Consider the following 24,386-nt stretch of genomic DNA (forward strand, 5'->3'; position numbering starts at 1 on the left):
ACAACAATCGTGGTACTGGTCGTGGTGTTGATCGTCGTGTTTTTCGGCGGCTACAGCTTTATCGGCTAAAGCTTCGGCAATCCCGGTGGCAGCCGGGGCAAAGTGATACTAAAAGCCCCCTCAGATGGGGCGCGACCAAAGCCCATCAAGGGGCGGGAACGTAAGGGACGACATGATCGGACTTGAGCATTACCTGACAGTGGCGGCGACGCTGTTTGTCATCGGCATCTTCGGGCTATTCCTGAACCGCAAGAACGTGATCATTCTGCTGATGAGCATCGAATTGATGCTGCTCGCGGTGAACATCAACCTCGTCGCCTTTTCCAGTTTCCTTGGTGATCTGACGGGGCAGGTCTTCACGCTTTTCGTGCTCACCGTCGCTGCTGCCGAGGCTGCCATCGGCCTCGCCATTTTGGTCTGTTTCTTCCGCAACCGTGGCTCGATCGCGGTGGAAGATGTCAACGTGATGAAGGGCTGAGGCAATGGAAACCACGATCCTATTCGCCCCGCTGGTGGGTGCCATCCTCTGCGGTTTCGGCTGGAAGATCATCGGTGAGAAGGCCGCCCAGTGGATCGCCACCGGGCTGCTGTTCCTTGCCGCCTTCCTGTCTTGGGTGGTCTTCCTGACGCTGGACGGCCCAGCAGAGCAAATTCAGATCCTGCGCTTTATCGAAAGCGGCACGCTGAGCACAGATTGGGCGATCCGGCTCGACCGTCTGACCGCGATCATGCTGATCGTTATCACCACGGTGTCGAGCCTCGTACATCTCTATTCCTTCGGCTACATGGCCCATGACGAGAACTTCCGCGATAACGAAAGCTATCGCCCTCGGTTCTTCGCCTATCTGTCTTTCTTCACCTTCGCGATGTTGATGCTGGTGACAGCGGACAACCTCGTGCAGATGTTCTTCGGTTGGGAGGGCGTTGGTGTCGCCTCCTACCTGCTGATCGGTTTCTACTTCCGCAAGCCGTCGGCCAATTCCGCGGCGATGAAAGCCTTTGTGGTCAACCGGGTGGGGGACTTTGCGTTCCTGCTGGGCATCTTTGGCCTTTACATGCTGACGGACTCGATCCGCTTTGACGATATCTTTGCCGCCGCACCCGATCTGGCCGAACAGTCCGTTACCTTCCTGTGGAACGACTGGAACGCAGCGAACCTGATCGCCTTCCTCCTGTTCCTCGGCGCGATGGGTAAATCGGCGCAGCTTTTCCTGCACACATGGCTGCCTGACGCGATGGAAGGCCCGACGCCTGTGTCGGCGCTGATCCACGCCGCGACCATGGTGACCGCGGGTGTTTTCCTTGTCTGCCGCATGTCGCCTGTGATGGAATTCGCGCCCGAGGCGATGGCCTTTGTCACCGTGATCGGCGCCACCACTGCCTTTGTTGCCGCGACCATCGGCCTTGTGCAGACCGATATCAAACGCGTCATCGCCTATTCGACCATGTCGCAGCTTGGCTATATGTTCGTGGCTGCGGGCGTGGGCATGTATTCGGCGGCGATGTTCCACCTTTTCACGCACGCCTTCTTCAAGGCGATGCTCTTCTTGGGCGCCGGCTCGGTCATCCATGCGATGCATCATGAGCAGGACATGACCAACTACGGCGGTCTGCGCAAAAAGATCCCCTATACCTTCTGGGCGATGATGATCGGCACGCTGGCCATCACCGGCGTCGGCATTCCGCTCACGCATATTGGTTTCGCGGGCTTCCTGTCGAAGGACGCGATTATCGAGAGCGCATGGGGCGGCGGGTCGATGTACGGCTTCTGGATGCTGGTGATCGCAGCCGCGATGACGAGCTTCTACAGCTGGCGCCTGATTTTCCTCACCTTCTTTGGCAAACCGCGCGGCAACAAGCACACGCATGAGCATGCGCATGAAAGCCCGATGGTCATGCTGATCCCGCTTGGCGTTCTGGCGCTCGGCTCGGTCTTTGCCGGGATGATCTGGTACGGCAGCTTCTTTGGTCACGCGGATCAAGTCGGCAAGTTCTACGGCATCCCGATGGCCGAGATGGCAGGCCACGGTGACGATCATGTCGAAGGGGCCGAGGATGACCACGGCGCAACTGGTCCGGTCGATGGTGACCATGGCGCGGATGCTCTGGTTGAAGGCCACCAAGACGCCGGCACCCATCACGAAGCCTTCGGCGGTGCGCCGGGCGAGGGGGCGCTTTATTTCGCACCCGACAACCATGTGCTGGAAGATGCCCATGCCGCGCCGAAATGGGTCAAGGTCTCGCCCTTCATCGCGATGCTGGCCGGTCTGGTCATGGCCCTGTGGTTCTATATCTGGAGCCCGACCGTCCCGGGGCGGCTGGCGGCGAACCAACGCCCGCTTTACCTGTTCCTGAAAAACAAATGGTACTTTGATGAGGTTTACGACGTGATTTTCGTGCGTCCTGCCAAAACGATCGGCCGGTTCCTGTGGAAACGCGGCGATGGCACTGTGATCGACGGCACGCTCAATGGCGTCGCCATGGGGATCATCCCCTTCTTCACCCGCCTCGCGGGTAAGGCTCAGACGGGCTATATCTTCACCTATGCCTTCGCCATGGTGATCGGCATCGCCGTTCTGGTGACATGGATGACGATGAGCGGAGGAGCGAACTGATGGACACGCATCTGCTTTCAATCATCACATTCATTCCGGCATTCGCAGCGCTGATCCTTGCGGTCTTCCTGCGCGGTGACGATTCCGCCGCCGGACGCAATGCGAAATGGCTGGCCTTCATCACCACGACGGTCACCTTCCTGATCTCGCTGTTCGTGCTGTTCGAGTTCGACCCGTCGAACACCGATTTCCAATTCGTGGATGAGGCCGACTGGCTTTTGGGCCTGAAATACCGCCTCGGCGTCGACGGCATCTCGATCCTTTTCGTGATGCTCACGACCTTCATGATGCCGCTGGTCATCGCGGCGAGCTGGAACGTCGAGCATCGCGTCAAGGAATACATGATCGCCTTCCTGCTGTTGGAGACCCTGATGCTGGGCGTCTTCATGGCGCTGGATCTGGTGCTCTTCTACCTCTTCTTCGAAGCGGGCCTGATCCCGATGTTTCTGATCATCGGCATCTGGGGCGGGAAAGAGCGGATCTACGCGAGCTTCAAGTTCTTCCTCTACACCTTCCTCGGCTCGGTGCTGATGCTGGTCGCGATGGTGGCGATGTTTACCGAAGCGGGCACCACCTGCATCGGCGGCTGTGAGATCAGCCTGCTCACGCATAACTTCGGCTCCGAAAGCTTTGAGGTTCTGGGCATCCAGATCGTCGGCGGCATGCAGACGCTGATGTTCCTCGCCTTCTTCGCCAGCTTCGCGGTGAAAATGCCGATGTGGCCGGTGCACACTTGGCTGCCCGATGCCCACGTTCAGGCGCCGACCGCAGGCTCCGTGGTGCTGGCGGCAATCCTGCTCAAGATGGGCGGCTACGGCTTCCTGCGCTTCTCTTTGCCGATGTTCCCAGTGGGTGCCGAGGTGATGACGCCGCTGATCCTGTGGATGTCGGCCATCGCCATCGTCTACACCTCGCTGGTGGCGTTGGTGCAGCAGGACATGAAAAAGCTAATCGCCTATTCCTCGGTGGCCCACATGGGTTTCGTGACCATGGGCATCTTTGCGGCCAACCAGCAGGGCGTCGATGGGGCGATCTTCCAGATGATCAGCCACGGCTTCATCTCCGGCGCGCTCTTCCTCAGCGTCGGCGTGATCTATGACCGGATGCACACCCGTGAGATCGACGCCTATGGCGGTCTGGTGAACCGGATGCCCGCCTATGCGCTGGTCTTCATGTTCTTCACCATGGCCAATGTGGGCCTGCCGGGGACTTCGGGCTTCGTGGGTGAATTCCTGACGCTGATGGCGACCTTCCAAGTGAACACTTGGGTGGCGGCCGTGGCCACGACGGGGGTGATCTTCTCCGCGGCCTATGCGCTGTGGCTCTATCGCCGCGTGGTGATGGGTGACCTGATCAAGGAAAGCCTCAAGGCGATTACCGACATGACCGCCCGTGAGAAATGGATCATTGCCCCGCTGGTGGCGATGACCCTGATCCTGGGCGTCTACCCGGCGCTGGTGCTGGACATGATCGGGCCCTCCGTGGCGGCCCTGATTGAAAATTACGACATGGCGCTGGAGGCGGCTGATACCGCCGTGCAGACCGCCGATGCCTCGCATTAAGAAGGACTTGGCGCATGATATCCGCTGATCTGAACATCATTCTGCCTGAGATCGTCCTTGCGGGGTTTGCCCTGCTTGGCCTTCTCGGCGCGGTCTATACGTCGAAAGACAAGGCCGCCGGGGTGCTCGTCTGGGTGACCGCGGTGGTGATGGTGCTGCTGGCCGGTTGGGTGGCCATGTCTGGCGACGGCACCACCAATATCGCCTTTCACGGCATGTTCATCGACGACACTTTCGCGCGTTTTGCCAAGGTGACGATCCTGCTTTCTGCCGCGGCCGTCTTGGTCATGTCGGAAAACTACATGAAACTGCGCGGCTTGCTGCGGTTCGAGTATCCGATGCTTGTAGCCTTGGCTGTTGTCGGCATGATGATGATGGTCTCCGCAGGCGACCTGATGGCGCTCTACATGGGCCTCGAGCTGCAATCGCTGGCGCTTTACGTCGTGGCCTCCCTGCGCCGCGACTCGGTTAAGTCCACGGAAGCGGGTTTGAAGTATTTCGTGCTCGGCGCACTCAGCTCGGGCTTGCTTCTCTATGGCGCATCGCTGGTCTATGGCTACGCCGGGACCACGCTGTTCGCGGGCATCATCACCACGGCGCAAACGGGCGGCACATCGCTTGGCCTGCTCTTTGGTCTGGTCTTCCTGATCTCCGGTCTGGCCTTCAAAGTCTCCGCCGTGCCCTTCCACATGTGGACACCGGACGTCTATGAGGGCGCGCCCACACCGATCGCGGCTTTCTTTGCCACGGCGCCCAAGGTTGCGGCGATGGGTCTCTTCGCCCGGGTGATGCATGACGCCTTTGGCCAGATCGTCAGCGATTGGACCCAGATCGTCGCGCTGCTGTCGGTTCTGTCGATGTTCTTTGGCTCGGTCGCCGCGATCGGTCAGACCAATATCAAACGTCTGATGGCCTTCTCCTCCATCGCGCATATTGGCTATGCGCTGATGGGGCTGGCCGCGGGCACCGCTTTTGGCGTGCAGGCAATGCTGGTCTATATGGCGATCTATGTGACCATGAACCTCGGCACCTTCGCCTTTATCTTGCTGATGCAAAAAGACGGCGCGCCGGTGACCGATATCACCCTGCTCAACATGTATGCCAAAACCAACCCGGGCCGGGCGCTGGCGATGCTGGTGTTGCTGTTCAGCCTTGCGGGCGTGCCGCCGATGCTGGGCTTCTTCGGCAAGTTCTATGTGCTGCGCGCGGCCTATGACGCCAATATGACATGGCTGGCCATCGCGGGCGTGATCGCCAGTGTGATCGGTGCCTATTACTACCTGCGCATCGTCTTCTACATGTACTTCGGCGAAGAGCGTTCGGACACGCTCGACCACCAGAACGGCGGCGTGCTGACCGTGGTGTTGATGGCCTCTGCCGTCATCATGATCGTCGGCATTGCCAATATGTTCGGTGTCGAAGGCTTGGCTGCATCGGCTGCGGCATCGCTGGTGAACTGAGCGGTGGGGCACGAGATCGGCCAGACCCGCGCATGACCCCTTGGCCGGAAGGCTATGGCCGGCGCGTCTATGACACGCTCGATTCCACCCTCTCAGAGGCGGCGCGGTTACAGCAAGAGCTGACCGCGCCGACTTGGATCTTGGCGTTGGAGCAGACGGCTGCGCGCGGGCGTCGGGGCCGGAGCTGGGCCACCCCCCGCGGCAATTTTGCGGCCACCCTGATGATGCCGCGCAAAGAGCCGCCGGGCGTCGCCGCGCTGCGCTCTTTCGTGGCCTCGCTCGCACTTTATCGCACATTCGTCGCAGTGACGGGGCGGGAGGACGCTTTTGCGCTCAAGTGGCCGAATGACGTTCTTCTGCGCGGCGGCAAGGTCGCTGGCATTCTGTTGGAAAGCGTGGGTGAGCATCTGGCCATCGGCATCGGCGTGAACCTTGCCCATGGACCGGCGGCGGACAGCCTTGAAGCGCGCGCCTTACCTGCGGTAACCCTGCGCGAAGCGGGGGGCAATGTGGGCGCGGAAGAGTTCCTTGACGTGCTTGCGCGGGAATACGCCGGTCTGGAAGAGCAGTTCACGACCTATGGGTTCAGCACGATCCGCACCGCCTGGCTCGCCCATGCCGCGCGGCTCGGAGAGGTCATCACCGCGCGCACCATGCGCGACGAGATGACCGGCGTTTTCGAAGATGTAGACGGCGCAGGCAATCTGATCCTGCGCACCCGCGACGGCGCGGTGCCCATCACCGCGGCGGACGTGTTTTTCTAAAATCGGGGGGAGGGGAGGCACCATGCTTCTGGCAATCGACTGCGGCAATACCAACACCGTGTTCTCTATCTGGGATGGGGATGCGTTCATCGCCACATGGCGCACGTCGACCGAATGGAAACGGACCGCAGACCAATATTACGTTTGGCTCAACACACTGATGCGGCTTCAGAATATCGACGCCGACATCACCGATATGATCATCAGCTCGACGGTGCCGCGGGTGGTGTTCAACCTGCGCGTTCTGGCGGATCGCTACTTTAACACGCGGCCCTTCGTTGTCGGGAAACCGGGCTGCGCACTGCCGATCGACGTGCGTGTGGACGAGGGGACACAGGTCGGCCCGGACCGGTTGGTGAACACCGTGGCAGGCTATGACCTCTATGGCGGCGACCTGATCGTGGTGGATTTCGGCACGGCCACGACCTTTGACGTGGTGGCCGACGACGGGGCCTATATCGGGGGGGTGATCGCGCCAGGGGTGAACCTCAGCCTAGAGGCGCTGCACAACGCGGCCGCTGCCCTGCCGCATGTCGATATCTCGAAACCGCCGTCGGTGATTGGCACCAATACGGTGGCCTGCATGCAGTCCGGTGTCTTTTGGGGTTATGTCGGGCTGGTTCGTGAGATATGTGAGCGGATAAGGGCGGAACGTGCAAGACCCATGCGCGTTATCGCCACGGGGGGTCTGGCACCGCTGTTTCAGCAGGCAGTCGACCTGTTCGATGATTATCAAGATGAACTCACGATGCACGGGCTGACCGTGATCCACGATTACAATAAGGACAAAGCTGAATAATATGAGCAGCGAACGATTTATCTATCTGCCCCTCGGTGGGGCGGGTGAAATTGGCATGAACGCCTATGTCTATGGCTACGGCAAGCCCGGGAAAGAGCGGCTGATCGTCGTCGACATCGGTGTGGCCTTCCCGGATATGGACAGCACGCCGGGCGTGGACCTGATCCTGCCCGACATCACTTGGCTGAAGGAACGCCGCGACCAGATCGAGGCGATCTTTATCACCCATGCTCACGAAGACCACATCGGTGCCATCGCGCATTCCTATGAGGTGCTGAAGGCGCCGATCTATGCGCGCGCCTTTACCGCCAATATCGCGCGCCGGAAGATGTCCGAACACGGCCATCCCGAGGATGCGGTCACCACTGTCAGCGCATGGCCCGAGCAGATCACCGCAGGCCCGTTCAAAGTGGGCTTCCTGCCGATCTCGCATTCGATCCCCGAATCCTCCGCCATGGTCATCGACACGCCCGAGGGACGCACGATCCATTCCGGCGACTTCAAGATCGACCGCACGCCAGGCGTCGGCGAAGCCTTTGACGACGCGCTTTGGGCCGAGGTCTGCAAGGATGGCGTGAAGGCGCTGATCTGCGACAGCACCAATGTCTTCTCTGCCCATCCCGGTCGCTCCGAAGCCACCGTCGGCCCAGAGATCGAAAAGCTGGTCAGCAGCGCCGAGGGTATGGTCGTTGCCACCACCTTCGCCTCCAACGTGGCGCGGGTCAAAACGCTGGCCGAAGCCGGTGCGCGGGCAGGGCGGTCTATCGTGCTTTTGGGTCGTGCGATGAACCGCATGGTCGAAGCCTCGATCCAGACCGGTGTGATGAAAGACTTCCCGCCCGTCATCTCGCCCGAGAACGCCCGCGCCATCCCGCGCGAGAACCTGATGTTGCTGGTCACAGGCAGCCAAGGGGAGCGCCGCGCGGCCTCGGCGCAACTGGCGCGGGGCAAGTATCAGGGGATCGAGTTGAAAGAGGGCGATCTCTTCCTCTTTTCCTCGAAAACCATCCCGGGCAATGAGCGTGGCGTGATCGGCATCATCAACCAGTTCTCGGAAAAGGGTGTGGATGTTGTCGACGACTCTTCGGGCCTCTACCACGTTTCGGGCCATGCCAACCGTCCCGATCTTGAAACGCTGCATGCCATCGTGAAACCTCAGGTTCTGATCCCCATGCATGGGGAGCACCGCCACCTTCGCGAACACGTCAAGATCGCCGATGCCAAGGGCATCACCGGCGTTCTGGCGGTGAACGGGATGATGGTGGACCTGTCGGGCAACCAGCCCAAGGTGGTCGAACATGTCGATACGGGTCGCATGTATCTGGACGGTTCGGTTCAGGTTGGTGCGCTGGATGGTGTGATCCGCGACCGTATCCGCATGGCGCTGAACGGCCATGCCACGGTGACGCTGATCCTCGATACAGATGACGAGCCCTTGGGCGAGCCTTGGGTCGATCTGATGGGCCTGCCGGAAACGGGCCGCTCCAACGCGCCGCTCGTCGATGTGCTGGAACAAGACCTCAGCCAATGGCTGAACCGTCAGAAAGCCGCCACCCTGCGGGATGACGACAAGCTGAATGACGGCTTGAAAAAGGTCGCGCGGCAGTCGTCCTATGACGAAATCGGCAAGAAGCCCGAAGTCACCGTGGTGGTCAGCCGTCTGAGCTGACCTCCGCGTCACCGCTGCACATATAGACCGCGCCGCCCACCGCGACCACGCTTACCCCCGTGGCCGCAAGGGCGGCGGGGGTCGACAGGGCAGTGGCCAGCGTGCTGCCTGTCGTCGCCAAATTGGCGCTGAGGGCAGAGGCCCCTCCCGTCAAAATGAACGCCCCCGATTTATGCGCCACGGCGCGGAGGTTGTCCGGCTGGCTGAGCCTGTCCACGGTGGAGCGCGCGATGTTCTTGCTGATCTCGACGGTCTCTTCCTTGGTGGTGTTCACCCGCTCGCAGAAGGTCTTCTTGCAATAGCCGCGATAGTTCCGCGCGCCGGGAATCAGGAAATGCCCGTCTTCGGGCGTGGCGGTCAGGCAATAGCCGTCGATCTGATCCAGCGGCACAGTGGTGGCGAGGTAGTCGAACAGCACTCCGCTGTCGCAGGCGGGCGGCGTGCCCCAAAGCTTGCTCCACTTCCGCGCGGGCCAATTCATCAGACGCTCGCGGGTGCCGACCTCTTCGGCGAAATTGGCAAAATTCTCGGCTTCCACCACAACTTCGGCGCCATTGACCTCGGCCCGGCAGCGTTCCGCGCTGGCGGGGGCGGCGGTGAAGGCGGTTAGGATCGTGAGAGCGAGGAGGGCGGGGCGCAGCATGATTGTCCTATCTGATGGGTTTCCCCTCACATAGCACAGACGAAAAAGCCGCCAATCCCGGCGGGGATCGGCGGCGAATTCATGCCCGCGGTGGCGGGGTTTAGATGCGTTCGCGGAAGCTTAGACCGATGAAGTCTGGCGTGTGATCGCCCAGACCGACGACACGGTTGTCGTTACCGCCCCGTTTGTCGCCCCGGCCACGTCCGCCGCGCGACTTCTTCTCGTCCTTGTTGCCGCGGCCCGACTTGCGCTCGTCCTGCGCGGCCTCTGCCTTTTCGGGCTGCGCTTTGTCGTCGGTTTTGGCGTCGACCTTGGCCTCAGCCTTATCGGCCTGCGGTTGCTTGTCCTCGGCGGGTGCCTCGACAGGTTTGTCGGCCTTGCGGCTGCGCGAGCGCGTCCGCTTGGGCTTGTCATCGGACTTGGCCGGCGCGTCGGAGGTCTCCTCGGCGGGTTTGGCTTTGCCAAGCGGGTTTTCGATGCGCGGGATTTCCTTTTGCACCAGACGCTCGACATCCTCGAAGTTCTTCTCGTCACGCGGCTGGCAGATCATGATCGCCTTGCCATCGCGGCCCGCGCGGCCGGTGCGGCCAATGCGGTGAACGTAGTCTTCGGCATGGCTGGGCACGTCGAAGTTGAAGACATGGCTCACGCTTGGCACATCAAGGCCACGCGCGGCAACGTCGGAAGCCACAAGGAAGCGCAGCTCGCCACCCCGGAACCCTTCGAGCGTGCGGGTTCGCTGGCTCTGGTCCAGATCGCCGTGGATCGGGGCCGCGTCATATCCGTATTTCTTCAGCGATTTCGCGACGATATCCACGTCCATCTTGCGGTTGCAGAAGATGATCGCATTGGTGCATTTCTCGCCTTCGGCATCGATCAGCAGGCGGAGCAGTTTGCGCTTCTCGCTCGCCTCGCGGTCCTTGCGCGAGCCTTTGAACATGACGACGCCCTGTTCGATATTCTCGCTCGTGGTCGCCTGACGCGCCACTTCGATCCGCTCAGGGTTGCTGAGGAAGGTGTTGGTGATCCGCTCGATCTCAGGCGCCATGGTGGCCGAGAAGAACAGCGTTTGCCGGGTGAAGGGCGTGAGGCCAAAGATCCGCTCAATGTCAGGGATAAAGCCCATGTCGAGCATCCGGTCAGCTTCGTCCACGACCATGACCTTGACGTCCGACAGGATCAGCTTGCCGCGTTCAAAATGGTCAAGCAGGCGGCCCGGTGTGGCGATCAGCACGTCGACGCCCTTGTCGATTAGCTTGTCCTGCTCTTTGAAGGAGACGCCGCCGATGAGCAGCGCTTTGGTCAGTTTCAGATGCTTGGAATAGGTGTCGAAGTTCTCGGCCACCTGCGCGGCCAACTCCCGCGTGGGGCAGAGCACGAGGCTCCGCGGCATCCGGGCGCGCGCCCGGCCACGGGCGAGAAGTGACAGCATCGGCAGCGTGAAGCTGGCTGTCTTGCCGGTGCCGGTCTGGGCGATGCCCAGAACGTCACGGCCTTCGAGAGCGGGGGGAATGGCGCCCGCCTGAATAGGTGTGGGCGATTCGTAGCCAGCCTCATCAATAGCTTTGAGGACCTTGGCATTGAGGTTCAGATCGGTAAATTTTGTCATGTGCGTCCGAGTTGAGCGGACACTGACTTGGCCCGCGGCAGCAATACAAGCCGGCCCGAATGGCCCAAGGGGCGGCATTTGCCGCGGCATGTTGCGAAAGCGCATAGCAAGTTGCGGCCCAGCCGTCAAACACTTGCCCTCTCAGGCGCTTAACTTGGGAACTGGCGCGACACCTTTGCATCAAGGTCGAGATCGGCGAGACGCAGCAGACCGTGGTCTTTCAACGTTTCGCGCAGCTCAGGCGTATCGGCGCAGACCTCATCAAAAAAGGCGCGCAGTCCCGGCTCACCCCCTTCGGATTCGATCATGGAAAAGAGTTCATGCATCGACAATCCGCCGCGATCGCGGGGGCGGTTGGGGGCCAGATCGGCGCGGTAGGAGCCTTTCTGCAGCCGGTAACGATAGGCGGCGAGCCACTCCGGCCAGCTTTTCGCGTGAAGATGCGCGAGATCAATGCCGGGCTGCTGCTCTGGCCCGTCGATCATCGTATCGTCCTGAAAAGCATTGTGGATCTGGAGCCGCACCTCCGCCATCCCGGTGCGAACGAAAACTTTCCCGGCCAGATGGCTCAGAAAGCCACCTTTGACGTAGTCACCATAGGTCGGGTAAAGCGCCGAGACGATCTGGGCGCGCTCGGGGCCGTTCGGAATGAAGGCTTTGAAGGCAGTGGCATCTCCCGCCAAAGCCTCCATCGGGCGGATGCGGGTGATTTTCTGCGCCGGGGGCAGGGTGGCGAGCACCTCGTCCACCGGGCGGTCAGAGACGAGGAATTCGTCCACATCCATATGGATCAACCAATCCACATCATCCGCCCGGTTATAGGCGCGGGTCGCGTTCTGGCTTTGACGGACTTGGTGCTTTTGCGGACGTTTGCCACAAAGCCTTTGCCAATAGGCCTCATCGCAGGTGGTGACACGGATTTTCGGATGGGCCTTCAGGCTTTCAAAAACCTCTGGGTTTTCCGCATCGAGGTATAGGTAGAGGCGATGTGCGCCCGCCTCCAGATGGTAGGCGGCAAAGCGGCGTATCTCCTCTGCGGGGGCCAAGATCGTGGCCACCAGCCCCCATTTCGTCGTCGTCGTCATCGCGTCTCCCCAGTTGGGGTTAGAATGCCATGATCGGCCCCGAAATCAAGGTTTTCTGCCCCCGGGGGCGGGCCGTTTTACACCATCATTTCCTTGGTCGCGGTCAGCTTCACATCCGGGTAATCGCGCTCGACGCGGTCGATGTCCCATTGCAGGCGGGTCAGGTAAACGATGTCGCCATCATGGTCATGCGCGATGTGCTGTTTGTTGCTATCGATAAACTTATCAACGGCTTGCTTTGTGCCGTTCACCCAGCGGGCCGAGGTGAACTGAGACGGCTCAAACCGAACCGGCAGGCCATATTCCAACTCGATCCGGCTGGCGAGCACTTCGAATTGCAACTGGCCGACAACGCCCACGACAAACCCCGAACCGATCGAGGGTTTGAACACTTTTGCAGCACCTTCTTCGGCGAATTGCATCAGCGCTTTTTCAAGGTGTTTCGCCTTCAGCGGATCGCCCGCACGGACCGCTTGCAGCAGTTCGGGTGCGAAGGAGGGGATGCCGCTGACGCGCAGCGCTTCGCCTTGGGTCAGCGTGTCGCCGATACGCAACTGCCCGTGGTTGGGGATGCCGATGATGTCACCGGCCCAAGCCTCCTCGGCCAACTCGCGGTCAGAGGCGAGGAACATCACCGGGTTGGACACCGTCATCGGCTTTTTCGTGCGCACATGGGTCATTTTCATGCCACGCTCAAAATGCCCCGAGGCGAGGCGGACAAAGGCCACGCGGTCGCGGTGCTTGGGGTCCATATTGGCCTGCACCTTAAAGACAAAGCCCGCGACTTTCTTCTCTTCGGGCAGGATCTGGCGTGGGGTGGCGGCTTGGATCTGCGGCTCTGGCCCGTATTTGGCGATGCCTTCCATCAATTCGCGCACCCCGAAAGAGTTGATCGCCGAGCCGAACCAGATCGGGGTTAACGTGCCCTCGTGCATCGCCTTGAGGTCCAGCGGTGGCAGCAGTTCGCGTGCCATTTCAAGGTCTTCGCGCAGTTTCTCCAGCAGCGCGGCGGGAACGTGTTCGGCCAGCTTTGGGTCGTCAAGCCCTTCGATCTTGATGCTGTCGGCGACGCGGTTCCGGTCGGCGCGGTCCATCAGTTCCAGCCGGTCGCGCAGCATGTCATAGCAGCCCACGAAATCGCGGCCCACGCCGATGGGCCAGCTTGCGGGCGTTACGTCAATGGCGAGGTTCTCCTGAATCTCGTCAATGATTTCAAAGGTATCGCGGCTTTCCCGGTCCATCTTGTTACAGAAGGTGAGGATCGGCAGGTCGCGCATCCGGCAGACTTCGAAAAGCTTCTGCGTCTGGCTTTCCACGCCTTTCGCGCCGTCGATCACCATCACGGCGGCGTCCACTGCCGTCAACGTGCGGTAGGTGTCTTCGGAAAAGTCCGAGTGGCCGGGCGTGTCGACGAGGTTGAACCGGTAGTTGGTGTCACCGCTATGGAAGTCAAAGGACATGGCCGAGGCCGAGACGGAAATGCCCCGGTCCTTTTCCATCGCCATGAAGTCCGAGCGGGTGCGCCGCGCCTCGCCCTTGGCGCGCACCTGGCCGGCCATCTGAATGGCCCCGCCGAACAGCAGGAACTTTTCAGTCAGCGTGGTTTTGCCCGCGTCAGGGTGGCTGATGATCGCAAAGGTGCGACGGCGCGCGATCTCGGGCGGCAGGGCGGGGCGGTTTTGCGGCGTGTCCAACATCCGACTCATATAGGCCGCGCCGCGACCGGGCGCAATCTGGCCATTGCTGCGAATCGCTGGGTGGCGTAGGGTGAGAACATAAGGGGTACATGGAGGGGATGCGATGGAACTGAAAGAGATTGCCCGCGAATTGGTCGCGGGCTGCCGTGCGGGGAATGCTGCGGTGCGTGCGAACCTTGATCGGCTCTATGCCGACGATGCCGTCTCGGTCGAGGCCGCTGATATGGGCGGGCAGGGGCGAGAGACCCATGGGGTCAAGGCCATCCACGGCAAGCACGACTGGTGGGAAAACGCGATGGAGGAACATAGCACCGAGGTGATCGGCCCGTTCTACTTTGGCGACAGCCAGTTCAGCGCGATGTTCAAGGTCGATGCCACCGACAAGCAAAGCGGTGAGCGGTTCCAGATGGAAGAGATCGGCGTTTACCACGTCAAAGACGGCAAGATCGTCCGGGAGGAGTTCCACTACGCCGTCGAGGCGCCTTAACGGGTTGAGGCTTTGCGCAGCAGCGCCGCCGCGTCGGGGCGGTCTAGCAGTGCCTCTGCCAGATCAAGCCCGGCATGGGGCAGATCGGAATGGCCGGGGATCACCTCACCCAAGGCTTCGGCCATTTCGGGCGGCAGGACCGACCGGGTGCGGCTGTCGACCAACATGGATTCGGCGGCGATCCCCTCGGCATAGATGATCTGATGCCCGTCAAAGAGCAGTTGGAAGTAGTCGACGAATCCGCCGTCCTGCACCGTCACACTTTCGCCGTTGACCAGATGCCGCGCCTTGACCAGCAATTCGGACCGGCCTGCGCCCATCTCATCGCTGCGTTGATAGATGAACAGCCGGTGATCGGGGCTGACGATCAGGTCGTGTTCGTTGTTTAGCGTGCCTGCGCGGATGCGGATCGGGGCAAATTCGCCCACCGCGCGCAGGGTGCTCTGCCCGATCCAGCGCAGGGTTTGCACGCCATCATCGCGGGTCAGGATACGATCCCCCACGCGCAGGTCTTCGATGGGCCGCAACTCACCCGTGCTGAGCGAGATATGGGTGCCGCGCGTGAAAGAGACGCAGGCCAGCTGGCCGAACTTTTGCCGCGCGGTCTGAGTGTCGATCCCGACGATCCGGTAGCCCGTCTGCGGTGTCAGCGGGCCAAGCGGCAAAAGGTAAACCTCTGCCGCGTGACCGTGTTGATCGACCTCCACCAGCAGCAGCGCCTCTTGGGTCTGCCCGTCGGGCGACATCAGCGTCAGCAGGCTGTCGAGATGCAGATGGCCCCCGGGGCGGCCCACGCCGGTATCCTCGGCAAGGCGGAATTGATCGCCGGGCAGGGTTAGCAGAGACAAGCGCTGCGGCTCTGCCGCGCGGTCCAACTCATAGACATCATCGAGGACCAATTCGGCGGCAAAGGACAGCGCATCGCCCATATTGGCCCCATCGCTCGCGCGGAATTGCCCGGCGCGGTAGACGGCGAGGTTCTGTGCGGGGGCGGTGCGGCTGCGGGACATGACGGGCCTTTGGTTCAGGGACTTTCGCCAGTGAGATAGGCTAGAATTGTGGCCCGGATGGGTCAAGGCTCAGGTGATTTGCTGGCATTGGCGGCGCGGCGTGGTAGGCATATGCAAATGCATAGGAGGAATCAAAGTGGATTTGGGAATCAAAGGGAAGAAGGCGCTGGTCTGTGCTTCGTCCAAGGGGCTCGGCCTTGGCTGCGCCGAGGCGCTGGCGGCGGCAGGGGTGAACCTTGTGATGAACGCCCGCGGCGCAGAGGCGCTTGAGGCCTCGGCCGAGCGCATCCGTCAGGAACACGGCGTCGAGGTCACCACCGTCGCGGCGGATGTGGCCACGGAAGAGGGGCAGGCGCTGGTCATCAAGGCGGCAGAGGGCTGTGACATTCTGGTCAATAACGCGGGCGGTCCCCCTCCCGGCATGTGGCAGGATTGGGACCGCGAGGATTTCATCAAGGCGCTCGACGCCAATATGCTGGCCCCCATCGCGCTGATCAAAGCGCTGGTGCCGGGCATGATGGAGCGCGGCTGGGGCCGGGTCGTGAACATCACCAGCCAGTCGGTGCGCGCGCCGATCCCGGTTTTGGGGCTGAGCAACTCCGCCCGCACCGGGCTTACCGGCTATGTCGCGGGCACCGCGCGGCAGGTGGCGGGCAAGGGGGTTACGATCAACAACCTTCTGCCGGGCATCCATGCGACCGACCGGGCGGATTCGCTTGACGCCAATGTGGTCAAGCAAAAGGGCATCACGCTGGACGAGGCCCGCGCCGAGCGGCAGGCGGGCATCCCCGCGGGGCGCTATGGCACGCGTGAGGAATTCGGCGCGACCTGTGCCTTCCTTTGTTCGCAGCACGCGGGCTTCATCGTGGGGCAGAACCTGCTGCTGGATGGCGGCGGCACCAATCTGACCATGTAAACCCTCCATGGCCGGGGCGCGCGTCCCGGCCATGACCCGTCGCGGCGGATCACATTCCTGACAGCAGCGTTTTCAGTGCTGGCCCGGATTGCAGGCGGCGGCTAACCCTTGTGGATCAGCTTCTCGCAAAAGGTCCGCCGCCCATGCAAACCACTGTTCTTGTCCTTCTTTTCGCTGCCGTGATCCTTGCCAGCCTCTTGGTGGCACCGCGCCGCGCAACGGTCGAAGGCTTCTTTGGCGGAGCCAGTGCGGCAGGCCGCGCGCCGGGGCTTTGGGTGCTGGTGCTGAGCCAAGTCACCACATGGATTTTCGCCCGCAGCCTCATGAACGCGGCGATCTTGGGCTATTTCTACGGCATCGCGGGCACGCTAGCCTATGCGGCCTATTACGGGTCTTTCCTGACGGGCGGCTTCATCGTCGGCCACCTGCGGCGCGGCGGCGCGCGGTCGGTGCAGGACTGGCTGGCGGGGCATTTCGGGGGCGCAGGCACGGCGGCCTATAACCTCGTGATCGGGCTGCGGCTGCTGTCTGAGGTTTTTGCCAATCTCTTGGTCGTCGCGCTGATTTTCGAAGCCGTCTGGCCCGGGTCGGGCACGCTGGCTGTGCTGATCGTCGCCGCCCTTGGCTTTGGCTATTCGGCATGGGGCGGGCTGTCGGCGGCGCTGCGCACGGATGTGGTGCAGATGCTGGTCTTTCTCGTCGTCTTCGGTCTCGCACTTGGGGCGCTGCTGCTCAGCCCGGGGTTCGAGCTTGGCGCGGTGTTGAGCGCGCCGGGAGTCTCGGGGCCGTATAACGGCTGGGTGCTCTTGGTCGTGGCGCTGTTGCAGGTCTTTTCCTACCCGGCGCATGACCCGGTGATGATGGACCGCGGCTTTCTCGCGGATGAGGCGACCACCCGGGCGTCTTTCCTCCATGCCTTCTGGATTTCGACCCTTTGCATCATTGGCTTTGGCTTTTTCGGCATCCAAGCCAGCCTGACCGGCGCTGCCTATGAGGGGGAGCTTATCGGCACATGGGGGCAGATGTTCCCGGGCTGGATTTTCGTGGCACTGATGCTGTCGCTGCTCGTCTCGGCCCTCTCGACGCTCGACTCGGCGCTCGCCTCTGCCGCGCGGCTGATGGTTGAGGAATGGCGCATCGCGCCGCGCAGCCTGAGAGGCGGGCGGCTGGTGATGGCGGGGTTCATGGCGCTTGGTGCGCTGCTGACGCTTTGGGGCAACGCCACGCTCTTTGATGCCGTGGCGGTGAGCGGCACCGCCTCGATGTTCCTCACCCCCGTGCTGCTGGTGGGGCTGGTGGCGGGGCGCGCGATTCCGGTCTGGAGCTACCTTGCCGCCTTTGCCGCCGCGATGCTGGGGGCTGCCGCCTATTTCGCGCGGGGCTGGGGATGGGTAGCGGCACTTCTGCCCGAGGGGCATAAATACGAGCAATTGTTGGTGATCTGCATCTTCGTGCTGCTGGCCGGGTTCGCGGCGGTGCTTGCGGGGGCGCGGCGGGGCTGATAGCTGGGTTTCCGAGCGATTTGATCGGATACCGCAGCCTCCATGAGTGACCCCACCCCCCGTCTGGAAATCCGCAACCTGCGCCGCGCCTATGGCGGGCGGCAGGTGGTCGATGACGTATCTTTGCAGATCTTGCCGGGGCAGGTGACCTGCCTGCTTGGCCCCTCGGGCTGCGGCAAATCCACCACGTTGCGCATGATCGCGGGCGTTGAGATGCAAGACAGCGGCACGATCCATGTCGACGGCAAACTGATCTGCGACACCATGTTCCGCGTCCCGCCCGAGCGGCGCGAGATCGGTTTGATGTTTCAGGATTTCGCCCTGTTCCCGCATCTGAGCGTTGCCGACAACGTGGGCTTTGGCCTCAAGAAAGGCACGCGTGAGGAGAAACGCGCGCGGATCGAAGAACTGCTCGAACGGGTCGACCTGCTGCGCTATATCGACGGATACCCGCACCAGCTTTCGGGCGGGGAGCAGCAGCGCGTGGCGCTGGCCCGCGCGCTGGCCCCGCAGCCGCGCATCATGCTGATGGATGAGCCCTTTTCCGGTCTCGATAACCGCCTGCGTGATGGCATCCGCGACGAGACGCTGAGCATCCTCAAGGAAGAGGACACCGCCGTTTTGCTGGTCACCCATGAGCCGGACGAGGCGATGCGCATGGCCGATGAGATCGCGCTGATGCGCGACGGCAAGATCGTGCAGCAAGGCGCGCCCTACAACGTCTATACCCGGCCCGTCGACCGCGCCTCCGTCGCCTTTTTCAGCGATGCCAATGTGCTTGAGGCCACGGTGACCGGGGCGTTGGCCGATACGGTCTTCGGCCAATTCCTCGCCCCCGGTGTGGCCGATGGCACGCCGGTGAATATCGTCTTTCGCCCGCAACACCTGCGCATCGATTTTGACCGAGCGGGCAAGGGGCCGCGCCCCACGGCGACCGATGGCACACCGGCCCGGGCGGTGGTGGAACGCGCGCGTTTCATGGGCAACGAAAGCCTCGTGGAATTTGTGTTGGAAGAGGACGGATCGCGGCTCAAGGCCACGGTGCCCAATGTCTTTCTGCCGCAACCCGGCGCCGTCATGTGGCTGACCGTGCGCCGCGACCGTTGCTTTGTCTTTCCGGTGACCTCATGAAGCCGCTGTTGGTAGAATTCGGCATGGGCTCCTCCCTGCGGCGCGGTGATTATACGCAGGCCGCGAAACGCGCGGTGCAGGATGCGCTGTGGCATAATTCGATCAATCTGGCTGAGCTTTTCGGTTTCGATAAGTCGGCCATGCGCATCACCCTCGACGTGGGCGTGCAGCGCCCCGATCTGGTGGATGCCGAAGCGCTGCGCGCGGTCTTTCCCTATGGCGAGGTGACGGTGAAGCTGCATCACGGCGGTCTCGACGTGCCGCGCCCCGAAGGGGAAGGGAACCCAACGGTCATGGCCAATGTGGCGCTTTCCGTCGGCTTCGAGATGGAGCGTGCCGATGGCTGAGCAGCGGATTATCATCGAAATGGGCATGGGCAACGATCTGCATGGGATGGACTATACCAAGGCCGCCGCCCGCGCGATCGAAGATGCCTTGCGCCATTCCTCCCTACCGCTGTTCGGCGCGCTGGAGGTGACGCCGGATCAGATGGGCGTGCAGGTCACCGTGGCGGTGCAGGAGCCTGAGAAGGTGGATGTCGACGCACTGGTGGCCAAACTGCCGCGCGGTCGCGCCGAGGTGCACGCGGTAAAGGGCGGGCTGAACGTGAAAACGGGACAGGATACCATCGTGATCGCGCAGGCCAGTGTCGAGGCGTTTTTGCCCCCGCAAACCGGCTGGCGATTGAAGGGCTGAGGCGGCGTTGATCTGGGGTTAGGGGCGATGATCCGCGAGCGTTCTGCCCGGCTCGTCCACGAACAACTCCGGTAGCGGCTCAGCGCTCTCGATCTGATCAAGCGGCAGGGTCACGAAATCCGCCGCCCCCTCGCTCCACACGGTCAGCAGCCAGAACCGGCCCCAGTTGCGTACCTCAAGCGGGCGCACCACTTGCGGCGCTTCGCCGATCACCGCAATCCGCAGCTTTTGGCGGGCCTGCACCGCGGCACGCAGCACCGGCAGATGAGTGAAAACCCGCGTGGCTTTGCCCTGCGACCTCAGCGCCTGCGCCCATGCGGCACCCTCGGCAATGGCCTCGGTCGGCAGCACCGCGTCGAACTTGGCGGCCAATGTCTCTGCCGCGGCTTGCAGGGCGGGGTCGCCCACCTCTGCTGCCACGGCAAGGCCGAGGTTCAGCGCCTCCAGCTCCGCCGCCGTCAGGGTCAGCGGGGGCAGGGTGATCGCAGGGATGATCCGATAGCCTTCGCCCCGCGTCCCAGCGATGGACAGGCCCGCCGCGCTGAGCTTGCCCATATCGCGGTAGATCGTGCGGGGGGAGACGCCGAACTGTCGGGCCAGATCCTCGGCCCGGTGCAGCCGCCCATCCCGCAGCCTGTCGATCAGCCGGACAAGCCGATCTTCGGTTTTCGCTGATACCATGCTGCCTCCTGACGCTCCTGACAAAAACATGTCACAACTCGAATTGCACGCGCGAAAATCGGCAGTCCTTCGCCCGCAGCACCGCCCATTCGCCGCATTGCCCCTTCATGGTCCCGGCGCCGCCCGCTATCACGGTGCAGACTGGCGCGACCAGACTGCGCCAAAACTGATGGGAGAACAGACATGTTGAACAATATCGGACTGCCGGGCCTGCTGCTGATCGCGGTTGTCGTGCTGGTGCTTTTTGGCCGTGGCAAGATTTCCTCGCTCATGGGCGAAGTCGGCAAGGGCATCACCAGCTTCAAGAAAGGCATCAGCGAAGGCGAAGAAGAGAACAAGCGCGACGAGATCAAACATGTCGAAGACGTGCACCATGCTGACCTGCCGGAACATGCCGATCAGGGCACCCATCCCAAGACCGACCTGAAGGCCGACAAGGACCGGGTGTAACCCGATGTTCGATCTGGGTTGGACGGAACTTTTAGTCATCGGCGTGGTGGCCCTGATCGTGGTCGGCCCCAAGGACTTGCCCGTGCTGTTTCGGCGCGTCGGGCAATTCGTGGGCAAGGCCAAAGGCATGGCGCGTGAATTCAGCCAAGCGATGAACGATGCCGCCGATGAAAGCGGCATGCGCGAGATGTCATCGTCGCTGAACAAATCGCTCAAAACGGCCAGCAACCCGTTGGGCAGCGCCATGGATGAGGTCAAGGACGCGACCCGGTCACTGACCAATTTCGACCCTGAGAGCGAGACTGGCAAATTGGCGGCGCAAAAGGCCGAGGATGTGAAGAAGATCCAAGCCAGCACCGCGCGGGCCGCCGCCGAACGCAAGCAACGCGAAGCGGCGGAAGCCATGGCCGAGGCCGAAGCAGCAAAGGCGAAGCTTTCGGACGCCGCCCCGGCCAAGGAAGCCCCGGCGCGGCCTGTGATCGAAAAAGGCGCAGGTCAGGCCCAAGCGACATCGGACGATGCCGCCGCCAAGACCACAACGGCACCCAAAGCTGCCGCCAAGAAAGAGTGAGTTGAATGAGCGCCACCGACGATTATGACGAGATCGACGACAGTTCCGCCCCGTTGATCGAGCATCTGGCCGAGCTGCGCACGCGGCTCATCCATTCGGTCATCGCCTTCATCATCGGGATGGTGATCTGCTTTACCGTCTGGAACCCGATCTTCAACTTCCTGACCGAACCGCTCTGCTCGGCCATGGCCGAACGCGGGCAAGAGGATTGCGGGCTGATCCTGATCAAGCTGCAAGAGGGTTTCTTCGTCGCCATCTCGATCTCGCTTCTGGGCGGTCTGGTGCTGGGCTTCCCCTTCATCAGCTACCAGCTGTGGCGCTTCGTGGCGCCGGGGCTTTACAAGAACGAGAAGGGGGCCTTTCTGCCCTTCCTGATCTCCTCGCCGGTGATGTTCTTCCTTGGCGCGGCTTTCGCCTTTTACGTCGTCACGCCGCTGGCCTTCGACTTCTTCCTTGGCTTCCAACAGGCCGGCACGCTGGTCGGTGGGCCGGATGGTGAGAACGGCATTGCGGCCATCGCCTTCCAAGGCTCGGCGCAGGAGTATCTGTCGCTCACGATCAAGTTCATCGTGGCCTTTGGCCTGTGTTTCCAGCTCCCGGTTCTGCTGACACTGATGGGCAAGGCGGGGCTGGTCAGTTCCGAAGGTCTGGCCAATGTGCGCAAATATGCGGTGGTGGCGATCCTCGTGCTGGCCGCGCTGGTCACCCCGCCTGATGTGATCACGCAGGTGATCCTTTTTGTGGTGGTCTATGGCCTTTACGAAATCTCGATCTTCCTCGTGCGCCGGGTCGAGACGAAGCGCAACGAAAAGCTGCGCGAAGAGGGCTACTTTGACGACGAAGACGAGGAAGACCTGCTGTGATCAATGATCCGATGGACCGTATCGCGGCGGCGCTGGAGCGTATGTCTCCCGCGCCGCTCGCCGCGCCGGACTTCGATGCGGCCACTGCCTTCGTCTGGCACACCGACCCCGACCGTCTGGTGCCCGTGCCGCAGGTCGCGCGGATCGACCTGCCGCTTTTGGTGGGGGTGGATCGGGCGCGGGATACGCTCTTGGCCAACACCCGTCAGTTCGCGGCGGGGCTGCCTGCGAATAACGCGCTGCTCTGGGGTGCCCGAGGCATGGGGAAATCCAGCCTTGTCAAAGCGATACACGCGGATGTTCAAGCATCACATGAAGCATTGCGCATCGTTGAGTTGCAGCGCGAAGACCTGCCGTCGGTCGGGCGGCTTCTGTCCCTCCTGCGCGGGGCCTCGCAGCGGTTCATCCTGTTTTGCGACGACCTGAGCTTTGGCCATGACGACGCCCATTACAAATCGCTGAAGGCCGTGTTGGATGGTGGGATCGAAGGGCGGCCGGAGAATGTCGTGCTCTATGCCACATCGAACCGCCGCCACTTGATGCCGCGCGACATGATCGAGAACGAGCGCGGCAGCGCGATCAACCCTTCTGAGGCGGTCGAGGAAAAGGTCTCTCTCTCTGACCGGTTCGGGCTCTGGCTGGGGTTCCACCCCTGCGATCAGGACCAATATCTGGCGATGATCCGCGGCTATTGCGATGCCTTCGGCGTAGAGATCGACGACGACACCCTGCGGGCCGAGGCTGTCGAATGGCAAGCCACACGCGGCGCCCGCTCGGGCCGGGTGGCATGGCAGTATTTCGTGGATTTGGCGGGCAGGAAAGGCGTTCCCGTTTCGGGCGGTTGAGCGCCGGACGGTATGAGCGAAAGGGCCCGCATATTCTGCGGGCCCTTTGTCGTTTGGTTACTGAATATAGGGCGTCGGATCGACGCTCTCAAAGCCTTTGCGCACCTCGAAATGCACATGCGATTCCGATCCGCCGCGCAGTTTGGCAATCTGCTGGCCCCGGCTGACACTGTCGCCCTTGGCGACATTCACGCCGTCGACATTCGCATAGACCGTGAGCAGGTTGTTGGCATGGCGCACCACGACGATCGGGATGCCCTCCGCACTTTTGGTGATCGCGGCGACGGTGCCCGCCTCGGCGGCTTTCACCGGCCCGCCGGGGCTGCCCTTGATGTTGATCCCCTCGTTCTTGCCCTTAGAATAGGCGCGGATGATGGAGCCTTGGACCGGCGGCGTCATCTTGGTGGCCTTTGCCGGGGCAGTGGGCTTGCCCACATCGGCCACAGGCTCTTTCGGCTCGACCTTGGGCGGCAGGGGCTGTGCGGTCTCATCCTGCGGCAGCGGTTTGGCGGCGGAGGGCGGCGTCGGCGTGGGGGTGCCTGCGCCGGGGGCGCTGGTGACCGGCTGCACGGGGCGCGAGGCGGCGGCGCTCGACGCGGTGTTGGTCGCCTGACGCGGGGGCGCCTGTTTCTCGACCGGGATCAGCAGGAATTGGCCCTCGCGGATCGCGAAATCTGGGCCGAGGCCGTTCCACTCGGCTAGCGCCTTGACCGGCACGTTGTAAAGACGCGCCACGGTATAGGCGGTCTCGCCACGCTCGACCCGGTGGCGCACAGGCTCTTTCGTCTGCGGTGCTGCGGCGGGCTGTGGTGCGGGGGTGCTGGTGCCTACGGGCGGCAGGCTTTGGGTCTGGACGCTGGGGGTCGCCGGGGCGCGGTCGATGGCGCTGCCGGCAAGGGTGGTAATGTCCACGGCGCCATTGGTGCCGGGCGCAGGCTCAGAGACGCGGCGGGGCAGGGCGATGATCTCACCCTGGCGGAGCGGGACGCCCTGATCGATCCCGTTGTAGCGGGCCAATTCGCCGCTGTCGGCGCCCACGCGCGCGGCCACGTCTTTCAGCGTATCGCCCCGGCGGGCGACGACGACTTGGTAATTGGGATAAGAGATCACGCCCCGTGCGTCGGGTTTTGGCCGGTCTGCCAAAGGCCCGCGCGCGGCTTCAGCGGTGGAGAACCCATCGCCAAAGGTGCTGCGCATATCGTAATCCAAGGGCTGATTTTCGCAACCTGCCAGCAGTATCGCACTGGTCCCGGCCATTAGGGTCAGCCGCATGGGGCGGCGCAAGCGTGTTTGGCGCATCTGCAAGTCCTCATCTTCGCCCCCAGACGGTA

The 24,386-nt window shown here is 62.4% G+C and carries 24 protein-coding genes; 17 read left to right on the forward strand and 7 right to left on the reverse strand.

Going from position 1 to position 24,386, the window contains the following annotated elements; all coding sequences use genetic code 11:
* The first annotated feature begins 172 nt into the window (after positions 1-172).
* Genes nuoK through ACGYLA_RS15230 form a run of 7 tightly spaced genes read left to right on the forward strand, consistent with a single transcriptional unit; the run spans position 173 to position 8,869 of the window.
* Entirely contained in the window at positions 173-478 is a 306-nt protein-coding gene (gene nuoK / locus ACGYLA_RS15200) for an NADH-quinone oxidoreductase subunit NuoK (RefSeq protein ID WP_007119508.1), read from the forward strand.
* Between the two features lie 4 nt (positions 479-482).
* Complete coding sequence (gene nuoL, locus ACGYLA_RS15205; RefSeq protein ID WP_394433578.1) at positions 483-2,615, forward strand: NADH-quinone oxidoreductase subunit L; 2,133 nt, start codon at positions 483-485, stop codon at positions 2,613-2,615.
* The gene (locus tag ACGYLA_RS15210; protein WP_394433580.1) at positions 2,615-4,177 is read left to right on the forward strand and encodes an NADH-quinone oxidoreductase subunit M; all 1,563 of its coding nucleotides are present in this window, start codon (positions 2,615-2,617) and stop codon (positions 4,175-4,177) included. Before nuoL ends, ACGYLA_RS15210 begins: the two co-directional genes overlap by 1 nt.
* Before the next feature lie 14 nt (positions 4,178-4,191).
* Positions 4,192-5,637: an NADH-quinone oxidoreductase subunit NuoN gene (gene nuoN, locus ACGYLA_RS15215; protein ID WP_067268151.1), complete on the forward strand. Its 1,446-nt coding sequence runs from the start codon at positions 4,192-4,194 to the stop codon at positions 5,635-5,637.
* A 32-nt stretch (positions 5,638-5,669) separates the two neighbouring features.
* The gene (locus ACGYLA_RS15220) at positions 5,670-6,401 is read left to right on the forward strand and encodes a biotin--[acetyl-CoA-carboxylase] ligase (protein ID WP_394433582.1); all 732 of its coding nucleotides are present in this window, start codon (positions 5,670-5,672) and stop codon (positions 6,399-6,401) included.
* A 22-nt stretch (positions 6,402-6,423) separates the two neighbouring features.
* Complete coding sequence (locus tag ACGYLA_RS15225) at positions 6,424-7,200, forward strand: type III pantothenate kinase (protein ID WP_209218020.1); 777 nt, start codon at positions 6,424-6,426, stop codon at positions 7,198-7,200.
* Position 7,201: 1 nt separating this feature from the next.
* Positions 7,202-8,869 carry a ribonuclease J gene (locus tag ACGYLA_RS15230; RefSeq protein ID WP_067268157.1) on the forward strand — a complete coding sequence of 556 codons (1,668 nt, stop codon included), beginning with the start codon at positions 7,202-7,204 and terminating at the stop codon, positions 8,867-8,869.
* Here the strand turns inward: ACGYLA_RS15230 and ACGYLA_RS15235 are convergent.
* The 4 genes from ACGYLA_RS15235 to ACGYLA_RS15250 form a co-directional block, all read right to left on the reverse strand.
* A complete protein-coding gene (locus ACGYLA_RS15235; RefSeq protein ID WP_394433584.1) occupies positions 8,853-9,512 on the reverse strand; it encodes a hypothetical protein in 660 nt (219 codons plus the stop codon). The genes ACGYLA_RS15230 and ACGYLA_RS15235 overlap by 17 nt on opposite strands.
* A 100-nt stretch (positions 9,513-9,612) precedes the next feature.
* Positions 9,613-11,121 (reverse strand): DEAD/DEAH box helicase, encoded by a 1,509-nt coding sequence (locus ACGYLA_RS15240; protein ID WP_394433586.1) that lies wholly within the window; start codon positions 11,119-11,121, stop codon positions 9,613-9,615.
* Positions 11,122-11,270: 149 nt separating this feature from the next.
* Positions 11,271-12,206: a glycosyltransferase family 2 protein gene (locus ACGYLA_RS15245; protein ID WP_394433588.1), complete on the reverse strand. Its 936-nt coding sequence runs from the start codon at positions 12,204-12,206 to the stop codon at positions 11,271-11,273.
* 77 nt (positions 12,207-12,283) lie between these two features.
* Entirely contained in the window at positions 12,284-13,903 is a 1,620-nt protein-coding gene (locus ACGYLA_RS15250; RefSeq protein ID WP_394433637.1) for a peptide chain release factor 3, read from the reverse strand.
* 103 nt (positions 13,904-14,006) lie between these two features.
* Here ACGYLA_RS15250 and ACGYLA_RS15255 point away from each other — a divergent pair, with 103 nt between their 5' ends.
* Positions 14,007-14,390: a nuclear transport factor 2 family protein gene (locus tag ACGYLA_RS15255; RefSeq protein WP_271687628.1), complete on the forward strand. Its 384-nt coding sequence runs from the start codon at positions 14,007-14,009 to the stop codon at positions 14,388-14,390.
* Here ACGYLA_RS15255 and ACGYLA_RS15260 read toward each other — a convergent pair.
* Complete coding sequence (locus ACGYLA_RS15260) at positions 14,387-15,400, reverse strand: Hint domain-containing protein (protein WP_394433590.1); 1,014 nt, start codon at positions 15,398-15,400, stop codon at positions 14,387-14,389. The genes ACGYLA_RS15255 and ACGYLA_RS15260 overlap by 4 nt on opposite strands.
* Before the next feature lie 136 nt (positions 15,401-15,536).
* On the opposite strand from ACGYLA_RS15260, the gene ACGYLA_RS15265 reads away from it, so the two are divergent.
* From ACGYLA_RS15265 to ACGYLA_RS15285, 5 genes are all read left to right on the forward strand, one after another.
* Entirely contained in the window at positions 15,537-16,316 is a 780-nt protein-coding gene (locus ACGYLA_RS15265; RefSeq protein ID WP_322327929.1) for an SDR family oxidoreductase, read from the forward strand.
* Between the two features lie 143 nt (positions 16,317-16,459).
* Positions 16,460-17,818 carry a sodium:proline symporter gene (locus ACGYLA_RS15270; RefSeq protein ID WP_394433592.1) on the forward strand — a complete coding sequence of 453 codons (1,359 nt, stop codon included), beginning with the start codon at positions 16,460-16,462 and terminating at the stop codon, positions 17,816-17,818.
* Between the two features lie 42 nt (positions 17,819-17,860).
* Entirely contained in the window at positions 17,861-18,949 is a 1,089-nt protein-coding gene (locus tag ACGYLA_RS15275; RefSeq protein ID WP_067268171.1) for an ABC transporter ATP-binding protein, read from the forward strand.
* Entirely contained in the window at positions 18,946-19,296 is a 351-nt protein-coding gene (locus ACGYLA_RS15280) for a Lin0512 family protein (RefSeq protein WP_271687623.1), read from the forward strand. Before ACGYLA_RS15275 ends, ACGYLA_RS15280 begins: the two co-directional genes overlap by 4 nt.
* The gene (locus ACGYLA_RS15285; protein WP_394433594.1) at positions 19,289-19,645 is read left to right on the forward strand and encodes a Lin0512 family protein; all 357 of its coding nucleotides are present in this window, start codon (positions 19,289-19,291) and stop codon (positions 19,643-19,645) included. The genes ACGYLA_RS15280 and ACGYLA_RS15285 overlap by 8 nt, the downstream gene beginning before the upstream one ends.
* Before the next feature lie 18 nt (positions 19,646-19,663).
* Here ACGYLA_RS15285 and ACGYLA_RS15290 read toward each other — a convergent pair whose 3' ends face one another.
* Positions 19,664-20,326 (reverse strand): helix-turn-helix transcriptional regulator, encoded by a 663-nt coding sequence (locus ACGYLA_RS15290; protein WP_394433596.1) that lies wholly within the window; start codon positions 20,324-20,326, stop codon positions 19,664-19,666.
* 183 nt (positions 20,327-20,509) lie between these two features.
* On the opposite strand from ACGYLA_RS15290, the gene ACGYLA_RS15295 reads away from it, so the two are divergent.
* From ACGYLA_RS15295 to ACGYLA_RS15310, 4 genes are read left to right on the forward strand one after another with little or no spacing between them, the layout of a single operon-like run.
* Positions 20,510-20,776 carry a twin-arginine translocase TatA/TatE family subunit gene (locus ACGYLA_RS15295; protein ID WP_067268177.1) on the forward strand — a complete coding sequence of 89 codons (267 nt, stop codon included), beginning with the start codon at positions 20,510-20,512 and terminating at the stop codon, positions 20,774-20,776.
* Positions 20,777-20,780: 4 nt separating this feature from the next.
* On the forward strand, positions 20,781-21,347 hold the full coding sequence (gene tatB, locus ACGYLA_RS15300) for a Sec-independent protein translocase protein TatB (RefSeq protein ID WP_394433598.1): 567 nt from the start codon (positions 20,781-20,783) through the stop codon (positions 21,345-21,347).
* A gap of 5 nt (positions 21,348-21,352) precedes the next feature.
* The gene (gene tatC, locus ACGYLA_RS15305) at positions 21,353-22,210 is read left to right on the forward strand and encodes a twin-arginine translocase subunit TatC (protein ID WP_067267932.1); all 858 of its coding nucleotides are present in this window, start codon (positions 21,353-21,355) and stop codon (positions 22,208-22,210) included.
* Positions 22,207-23,055 (forward strand): ATP-binding protein, encoded by an 849-nt coding sequence (locus tag ACGYLA_RS15310; protein WP_394403432.1) that lies wholly within the window; start codon positions 22,207-22,209, stop codon positions 23,053-23,055. Before tatC ends, ACGYLA_RS15310 begins: the two co-directional genes overlap by 4 nt.
* 57 nt (positions 23,056-23,112) lie before the next feature.
* On the opposite strand, the gene ACGYLA_RS15315 is transcribed toward ACGYLA_RS15310, so the two are convergent.
* Entirely contained in the window at positions 23,113-24,354 is a 1,242-nt protein-coding gene (locus tag ACGYLA_RS15315; RefSeq protein WP_394433600.1) for a peptidoglycan DD-metalloendopeptidase family protein, read from the reverse strand.
* Between the last annotated feature and the right edge of the window lie 32 nt (positions 24,355-24,386).

Origin of the sequence: Sulfitobacter sp. 1A13679 (genome assembly GCF_043557115.1) — a bacterium.
GTDB classification, from domain to species: domain Bacteria; phylum Pseudomonadota; class Alphaproteobacteria; order Rhodobacterales; family Rhodobacteraceae; genus Sulfitobacter; species Sulfitobacter faviae.

Coding starts and splice junctions, on each gene's coding strand:
- nuoK (WP_007119508.1), top strand. CDS start 173: ATGATCGGACTTGAGCATTACCTGACAGTGGCGGCGACGCTGTTTGTC.
- nuoL (WP_394433578.1), top strand. CDS start 483: ATGGAAACCACGATCCTATTCGCCCCGCTGGTGGGTGCCATCCTCTGC.
- ACGYLA_RS15210 (WP_394433580.1), top strand. CDS start 2,615: ATGGACACGCATCTGCTTTCAATCATCACATTCATTCCGGCATTCGCA.
- nuoN (WP_067268151.1), top strand. CDS start 4,192: ATGATATCCGCTGATCTGAACATCATTCTGCCTGAGATCGTCCTTGCG.
- ACGYLA_RS15220 (WP_394433582.1), top strand. CDS start 5,670: ATGACCCCTTGGCCGGAAGGCTATGGCCGGCGCGTCTATGACACGCTC.
- ACGYLA_RS15225 (WP_209218020.1), top strand. CDS start 6,424: ATGCTTCTGGCAATCGACTGCGGCAATACCAACACCGTGTTCTCTATC.
- ACGYLA_RS15230 (WP_067268157.1), top strand. CDS start 7,202: ATGAGCAGCGAACGATTTATCTATCTGCCCCTCGGTGGGGCGGGTGAA.
- ACGYLA_RS15235 (WP_394433584.1), bottom strand. CDS start 9,512: ATGCTGCGCCCCGCCCTCCTCGCTCTCACGATCCTAACCGCCTTCACC.
- ACGYLA_RS15240 (WP_394433586.1), bottom strand. CDS start 11,121: ATGACAAAATTTACCGATCTGAACCTCAATGCCAAGGTCCTCAAAGCT.
- ACGYLA_RS15245 (WP_394433588.1), bottom strand. CDS start 12,206: ATGACGACGACGACGAAATGGGGGCTGGTGGCCACGATCTTGGCCCCC.
- ACGYLA_RS15250 (WP_394433637.1), bottom strand. CDS start 13,903: ATGTTGGACACGCCGCAAAACCGCCCCGCCCTGCCGCCCGAGATCGCG.
- ACGYLA_RS15255 (WP_271687628.1), top strand. CDS start 14,007: ATGGAACTGAAAGAGATTGCCCGCGAATTGGTCGCGGGCTGCCGTGCG.
- ACGYLA_RS15260 (WP_394433590.1), bottom strand. CDS start 15,400: ATGTCCCGCAGCCGCACCGCCCCCGCACAGAACCTCGCCGTCTACCGC.
- ACGYLA_RS15270 (WP_394433592.1), top strand. CDS start 16,460: ATGCAAACCACTGTTCTTGTCCTTCTTTTCGCTGCCGTGATCCTTGCC.
- ACGYLA_RS15275 (WP_067268171.1), top strand. CDS start 17,861: ATGAGTGACCCCACCCCCCGTCTGGAAATCCGCAACCTGCGCCGCGCC.
- ACGYLA_RS15280 (WP_271687623.1), top strand. CDS start 18,946: ATGAAGCCGCTGTTGGTAGAATTCGGCATGGGCTCCTCCCTGCGGCGC.
- ACGYLA_RS15285 (WP_394433594.1), top strand. CDS start 19,289: ATGGCTGAGCAGCGGATTATCATCGAAATGGGCATGGGCAACGATCTG.
- ACGYLA_RS15290 (WP_394433596.1), bottom strand. CDS start 20,326: ATGGTATCAGCGAAAACCGAAGATCGGCTTGTCCGGCTGATCGACAGG.
- ACGYLA_RS15295 (WP_067268177.1), top strand. CDS start 20,510: ATGTTGAACAATATCGGACTGCCGGGCCTGCTGCTGATCGCGGTTGTC.
- tatB (WP_394433598.1), top strand. CDS start 20,781: ATGTTCGATCTGGGTTGGACGGAACTTTTAGTCATCGGCGTGGTGGCC.
- tatC (WP_067267932.1), top strand. CDS start 21,353: ATGAGCGCCACCGACGATTATGACGAGATCGACGACAGTTCCGCCCCG.
- ACGYLA_RS15315 (WP_394433600.1), bottom strand. CDS start 24,354: ATGCGCCAAACACGCTTGCGCCGCCCCATGCGGCTGACCCTAATGGCC.